Below are 7,188 nucleotides of genomic sequence, written 5' to 3'. Positions count from 1 at the left end.
TGGTTGTGCGGTAGATTTTGTGTGTAGGCTTCTTCATTTGAAAATTATATCGCTGAAAAAGCCTTTACAGATAGGTTTGTGCAACAAAGCCTATTCAGAATGCCAATAGATGCAATATGAAAGCTGATTCTCAAAGGACTGAATTTTGCACGTTGAGCCATATGTTTCATTTGTCTTCTTAGAATATTGTAGGCAATAAAGCCCCCCATAATTATTGACAAACTAAATCAGGTTGCTTGTTCCTCAAATGCTTGCCCTCCTGTAAATCACTTTTGATTTCTCGGTAACACATTTTTATTTCCCAGCGCTGAGCATAAAGCTTCGCCAAGCCTATCAGTGGCTATGTCTTTGGGTTCATTAATAAAGTGATATAACGTCTAATTTTCCCTTCCTGCTCAACTTCAATCAAACGCACTTCCCAATACCCTGTTGCCATTAGAGGCCAAAAGCCGCTGTAAACTGGATCCTGAACTAAAAATCTATAATCAGGAAATCAATAAAGAAGAATAGAAATTAAGTATGGATTGGCAGTCTAAAAACTTTCAAAATGCTTTCAGAACGTTATCGCAATAGAGCTAAAAGCCCCCCTTTTGAGATTCAATCTAGTTGCTGGAATTTATAATTTGCAACTGAGTAAGAATGATTTATGAAGGAGGTCTAATGCTAATCTAAGAAAATAAAGAAATCCTAAAAACATTTAACTTTTTAGGATTTGAATGGTCAGGATATAAATATAAGCTTATGCTTGAATATCTAAGATCATTTCAATTTTGTCCTGTGACCAGATTTCGATGTCATATTCAATCACTAGATCATCTGATTTTGAAATACGTTCAATATAAGTGGCGGTTTGACTTAAAGGAATACCCAAGTGCTGGCTCTCAAAATGAGACACACCGGTATTTTTAATTTTTAACTGACTACTCGTGTAATTATAATGAAAGTGATTTTTAATGACGTCTTGGACCGAAGTAATCACATTATAATTCAGCACATCTGGAAACAGCGCAACAGGTAAATAATTATATTCTAGAAGTACTGGTACATCATCAGCATAACGTAAACGGATAATTTCAATAAAGCCCAATTTACGATTTTCTTCGCTAAAAAGATTACTGTGATCCAATCGCTCCAGCTGTCTGGTCGAGATCAGTTCAGTTCTGGCATTAAAACCCTGTGCCTTCATATAAGAACGAAAATTTTCAATTGAGTTTGGATAATATTGAATTTTTTTATTACTCACGAACCAGCCGAGATTTTGCCGTTTGAAAATTTTATCTTCGGCACGAAGCTGTTCATAGGCCTTACGCACTGTTTCCCTTGAACAGTCAAACTTTAATGCCAAGTACCGTTCGGATGGAATTATTTGATTAGAACTGTAATTTTTCAATTCAGCCTCAATCAAATCTCTGATTTCCATATACTTCATTCAGTGAATCCAGTGAGTGCTCATAAGTGATAAAGATAGTACTAAATTAAAGAACAGAGGAAAATTGAAAACAAGGTACAGATCAGTAAAAAGATGCATTCCCTTGTTTTAATGAGAATGTTTAGCAGCATGATTGATACGTGATTCTGAGAGAATATCGTTGTCCACTCATAATGTTCTCATTTATGCAAAAAGAATAGACTAAATTTGTCTAGGAGAGTGGTGACAGTCTAATCTAATTAAAAGGCATCTACAAAATCGGCGGCTATTCGTAATAGTCGACTGAGAAAATCACGTACCTTGATTCTAGACATTATTGCCCACCTCTACTAGCACATTTCCTGACACAGTCCCTATCTATACATTTGAATGCCTTTGACTATTAAAGATTATCTTTAATAAAATGAGCTTTATAGGGCAATATACTAAGATCTCCAGACTGTTGAATCCGGCAAGCGCACTGAGTGCGGTTCCGTAACGTGACACTGGGTAACGTCTTGGACTGCTGTATGTAGACAAAAAATGAAAGCTGCGGTTTAAAGCTGGCGTCCTTCAAAATTTATCTCATTTTATAACTGATGTCTGGATTTTCAGGTAATTATACCGCACCAAAAAAACATCTATTCACTAACGATTACTTAGGCTATTTATTATAAAAAAACAACCATACTTCATTGATATATGTTCATTTATTTCTAATTTTTCATGGACATAAGTTAATTAGTTAATTTATTAGGTCCCATATATCATCTAAGCGGAGTCAATTAAAACCTGTTATAAGTCAGTGTAATATTGAAATTTATAGAAATAATATTTAAAACCGTTTTTTATTTTGAATTAAGGTGTCATCAATTAGCTTGAGAAAATATTACCGGTCCTCATAATTTTTTCATGACTAAACGCTATGCATTAAAAGATGATCAGTGGGAACAGGTTAAAGATCTGTTACTTGGACGAATGGGTACTGTTGGAGTAACGGCCAAAGATAACCGACTATTTGTTGAAGCGCTATCGTTCAGGTATCCCGTGGCGAGACTTAATCGAACGCTTTGGTGATTTTAGAGTAGTGCATACTCGTTTTAGTCTTTGGGCTAAAACAGGTGTGTGGCAGAGAGTCTTTGAAGTGCTGTCACATGACCTTGACAATGAATATGTCATGTTAGACTGCACCCCATTGTACGTGCTTACCAACACAGCGCTGGGGGGAAATCAGGCGACTAGGCGCAGTAAAGGGGGCTTAAGCACCAAAATTCATGCCCGTACTGATGCTTTAGGCAACCCGACAGGATTTTATCTCACGGATGGGCAGGTCCATGATTTAAACGGTTCAGATGTGTTGCTGGACTTATCGTTGAGTCAGACCTGGTTTATGGATAAAGCCTACAACTCTAGGGATCGGGTCATTGATCCAATTTTAGAGGCGAAGGGTCAAGTTGTGATGCCAGCGAAAAGTAATTCTATTGATCAGCGTGATTATGATTGACATATCTACAAGGCAAGACATCTGATCGAGAATTTTTTTGCCAAGCTCAAACAATATCGTGCTATTGCCACACGCTATGATAAATTGGCTCAAAACTTCTTATCAGCGATCTTTCTGGCTTAATTGATAACACGCCCTAGTTTGAGATTGTCAAAAGAAGTGTAGCAACTTGCTACACTTTTTCACTTTTCTGAATAAGCTGTTTTAAAAAATCTTCTAGTTGTAAGAGACTAGCTTCGTCAATTTCCGAGATATTCAGAGAAACCTTAAGCTGTTTTTGATTGAGTTTGATATTTCCCGCAATCTTACCTGCATATTCAATTTTTCTAACCACAGATGTTGTGGTCAGTTTTCCTGGATCCTGACTCAATATTTTTTCAGCATAGGCAGTAACTTTACTTTGCTCTAGTTTTTTGTCTTTTACTTTTTCCCAAGCCCCTAGCAAAGCCTTTTCAGCCTCAGAAAGTTGCTCTATATGATCCGACAGAAATTTTTTGAATGCAGTTGCAGCAGTACGACCTAGTAGGCCTGGTTCCACATCAAGGTCATTTAAAATTACTTGAGGCAGTTTTTCGTACGCTAAATACTTGTACATATCTTCGCGATTTAAACCCAGTGAATTGGCTAAACGTTGCTTGTTTTTCTTTAACTTCTCATCAAGTGAGTTCAGGCCAATAAAAATTTCATAATCTGTCAGATCCTGACGCTTTAAATTCTCTGCCAGGGTTAACAAAGACGCTTCTACATTATTTGCATCAATAATAATGGCTTCAATCACAGACTTTCCGAGTAACTGATGTGCCCGTAAGCGTCGCTCGCCTGCAATCAGTTCATATTTCAGATTATCCAGTTTACGTACTGTAATGGGCTGCAAAAGGCCGATTTCATTAATAGAATCCGCCAGTTCTTTTAACTGTGACTCTTCGAATAATTTACGCGGCTGGTTTGGACTGCGGCTGATATCCTCAATAGGGACATTACGTCTAAACTCTTTCAGCTCTCTAATATTGTCTTTCTGTGCTTGCTGATGTTTTTCTGTATTCTGTTTCAGTTTCTGAGCTAAAAGCTCTTTGGTGCTTGCCATAATGCTCTCAGGTTTAAACTTTAGCTACAATTTCATTGGCAAGGCTTTCAAAAGCCTTACGTACTTTTGAATTTTTTTCTACTTTCAAAAGTGATTGTTGCAAAATCGCTGCTTGATTAACTTTAGTACTTTGAGGAATGGTAGTCTCTAAAAGTTTTCCTACCTGTTTCAAGGCTTCATTCCGAATCAGCTTACAGACATTCTGACGTTCATCATGCTTAATTAGTAAAGCGCCTAAAAGCTCTAAATCTGGATTAATACGTTTGATCTTTTCAAGATGATTTAAAAGATCTGTTACCCCATACAATCCATATTGTGATCCAGATTCGATAGGGATAATGACATGTGTTGAAGATGCCAGGGCATTGCTGGTTAATAATTTAAGACTAGGTGGACAGTCGATCAATATAAAATCATAAAGATCTTTTAACAGTTCTAACTTGATATTTAACTCTTCAGAAGGACGGGGAGCTTCTTCTTTTAGTTGGTCTTCAGTTTTTCCTAAATTCAAAGAACCATAAATTAATGATACTTTTTCAAAGTTTGTTTCTTCTTGTAATGCATCTGCCAACAATGAAATATCACCCACCAGTAGCTCCGCTGTAGTCACAACAATTTCGCTTGGATGTTGGATCCCAATGTGTAAACTAGCGTTTGCTTGAGGATCTAAATCAATGACTAAAACTTTGTTGCCCAAATTAGCAAGCTCTGAAGCTAGGTGCACAACCGTCGTTGTTTTGCCACATCCGCCTTTATGGTTAGCAACAGTAATAATTTTTGCAGACATGCGTATCAGATGCTTCCCTATTTGAATGTCTAGTAATATAAATAAATTTTACTCATCTTACTATAGTTTTTAAATTTATAAATTCTATTTGTTCAGATGTAAAACAGCTTAAAAATAAATCTTTAACTAAGCTAGCTTAATTAATAATTAGAATAATTAGTTATTTAGCTAATTAATAATTAAGAGTGAATTTTTATTATATAAAACAAATGCTTAGAGTTTTAAAAGTGGAAGGTTTGTCACCATAAAGTGGAAGGTCTGTCACTCTAAAGTGGAAGGTCTGTCACTCTAAAGTGGAAGGTCTGTCACTCTAAAGTGGAAGGTTTGTCACTCTAAAGTGGAAGGTCTGTCACTAGGGTGGAAGGTTTGTCACTGCTATTTTTTAAACCGCTATTTTTATTTAAAAATAATTTAAAAAACAATTATTTAATATGTTAATAAAGTCTCGTAACTAAGCCTTAAAGGTGGAAGGGTTGTCACTGTATGTTCTTAACCTGTGGATAATCTGTTTTTATTGGATATTTCCTGATGATTATATGTGCAGTTATATCTTTCGAATCTAACTGAAAGGTGGAAGCCTTGTCACATCAGGGTTTCTATTTAACTTAACCTATCTGAATGTGGGTGAAAAAAGTAAAAATAGTCATTCTAAACTGTAATTTCGGGGGCTAAAGGTGGAAGGTCTGTCACTGTAGGGTGGAAATACTGTATTTAATTCCACTTTAAAGGCAAAAAACCGGATAATAACGCTTTTTTTGATGACGGACCTTCCACTTTTAGAATCTTGTGGTGAAAGTCTTGAAAGTTTTTCCACTTTTGTATATAAAAACTAAGTCAAATTATAAATATCACGGTTATGACAGAATCTGAACCATTGCAAGAAGAAACGAATTATATTCCCTACTGTATAGGCAACATTCGCCATAATGGCGTTGTCAGTACCAGTAACCGCTTAATTCGCCCAATCGAGTTGTCATCCAATGAATATAAGGCACTTCTATATGCAATGGCGGTTGCGAATTATAGTGAGAAAAATAGGGTAGATGGTGAAATTACCGAACAAACTTATATTTATTTGTATAAGGATGATTTGGCAGATTTACTAGGATTAAATAAACGTAACTCAATTAATGTTGCAATAGATCGGATCTATAAAGAGCTTTCATCCCGGGTAGCTCATTTTATTATTGAGGAGCCTGCTGATAATGGTAAGAGAAAGACTAAAAAAGTACATTCTGTCGTTCCCATTATCCGTGAGTTAAGATGGGAAGATGACTCTAAAAATGCGATTCAGATTCGTTTTACTAGTGAGGTGTTGCCGTATTTCACTCAACTGGCTGGGGGTAATTTTACTACCTATCAGCTAAAACATCTTTTTGCCCTAGATTCTGTTGCCAGTATGAGTCTTTATACTTATTTCATTAAAAACGAATTTAAGTACGCCAATCAAAAGAGTTATGAAGTGCCATTACTTTTAGAAAACTTGAAAGCACTGATTGATATTAATGAAACCAAATATGATCGCTGGGTAGATTTTAGACGCTATGTATTAGACAAAATAGTGGCAGAAATTAACGAAAATACAGATCTACAATTAGAGTATGAAACCGTTAAGAAAGGCCGTCCAATTGTAGGTGTGAATTTTAAACTGCATCATCGGATTGCTGATAAGGCACTGGATGAAATTGCAGTGATTGAAAAAATCTATCTTGATGTTCCATTTGAAGACAATGCATCCGTAAAAGAATTAGGGGCTAAATTCGATACGAATGTACGTTCTTGGTATATTTTTAATAATGATGAAAATTATCAGCAGTTCAAGAAGTGGTTTAAAAAAGTAGGATGCCTCACTGACTCTCAAGCAAATATTGTCATTAATGACACTTTATTCCAAATGGATTTTGCTGAAATTGGTATGGGGCTGAATGACTTTAAACGAAATATGAAGCATAAACTTAAAAATAATCCAGAATTCGTTCAAAGTATTCGTGAAAGACTGAATGATATTTTTGGTAAAGAGCTGATCTAGCGAAAAGTGTAGCAACTTGCTACACTTTTTTAAATATATGTTTGTAAAGAATACAAGTGGTAAGGACCCTAGGATAAAAACGACTCTGTTGGATAAAGGCTTTAGAGATAGATCTTCCCTAAGTTATCCAAATTCAAGTGACAACTTGGGTATGAGGTCTGCCTAATTCCTTAAATCTATTCAAAACGTAAGTGTTCGCTGAACACACCTTATGAATTCATCCTATAAGCCTTAATTTAGTCCCCACTTAAAAACAAGTGGAGACTAAATTTATGACTACAAATAACTAGGGTCTGTTGACATTTACTGTTCATAATTAACCCTATAAAGGTAGCCATAAAAATATACAGGCTAAAGCAACAGAACTTTGATAATT

At 35.7% G+C, this 7,188-nt stretch carries 4 protein-coding genes and 2 pseudogenes; 2 read left to right on the top strand and 4 right to left on the bottom strand.

The window, feature by feature from the left end:
• Positions 1-86: 86 nt before the first annotated feature.
• Together NI465_RS16785 and NI465_RS16160 are read right to left on the bottom strand one after the other, a co-directional pair.
• Positions 87-424, bottom strand: a pseudogene (locus NI465_RS16785) (IS4 family transposase); the annotation flags it as partial.
• A gap of 315 nt (positions 425-739) precedes the next feature.
• Positions 740-1,429, bottom strand: a complete 690-nt coding sequence (locus NI465_RS16160; protein ID WP_253145972.1) for a GntR family transcriptional regulator — start codon at positions 1,427-1,429, stop codon at positions 740-742.
• Positions 1,430-2,320: 891 nt separating this feature from the next.
• On the opposite strand from NI465_RS16160, the pseudogene NI465_RS16155 reads away from it, so the two are divergent.
• Positions 2,321-3,035, top strand: a pseudogene (locus tag NI465_RS16155) (IS5 family transposase).
• Between the two features lie 49 nt (positions 3,036-3,084).
• Here NI465_RS16155 and NI465_RS16150 read toward each other — a convergent pair.
• Together NI465_RS16150 and NI465_RS16145 are read right to left on the bottom strand one after the other, a co-directional pair.
• Positions 3,085-3,996 carry a ParB/RepB/Spo0J family partition protein gene (locus NI465_RS16150; protein WP_253145971.1) on the bottom strand — a complete coding sequence of 304 codons (912 nt, stop codon included), beginning with the start codon at positions 3,994-3,996 and terminating at the stop codon, positions 3,085-3,087.
• A 13-nt stretch (positions 3,997-4,009) separates the two neighbouring features.
• Entirely contained in the window at positions 4,010-4,783 is a 774-nt protein-coding gene (locus tag NI465_RS16145) for a ParA family protein (protein WP_139853766.1), read from the bottom strand.
• An 856-nt stretch (positions 4,784-5,639) separates the two neighbouring features.
• On the opposite strand from NI465_RS16145, the gene NI465_RS16140 reads away from it, so the two are divergent.
• A complete protein-coding gene (locus tag NI465_RS16140; protein ID WP_004647771.1) occupies positions 5,640-6,812 on the top strand; it encodes a replication initiation protein in 1,173 nt (390 codons plus the stop codon).
• Positions 6,813-7,188 lie beyond the last annotated feature (376 nt).

The organism is Acinetobacter lwoffii, assembly GCF_024129855.1.
In the GTDB taxonomy this organism is placed as follows: Bacteria; Pseudomonadota; Gammaproteobacteria; order Pseudomonadales; family Moraxellaceae; genus Acinetobacter; species Acinetobacter lwoffii_L.
This window is presented reverse-complemented; position numbering and strand designations above follow the sequence as displayed.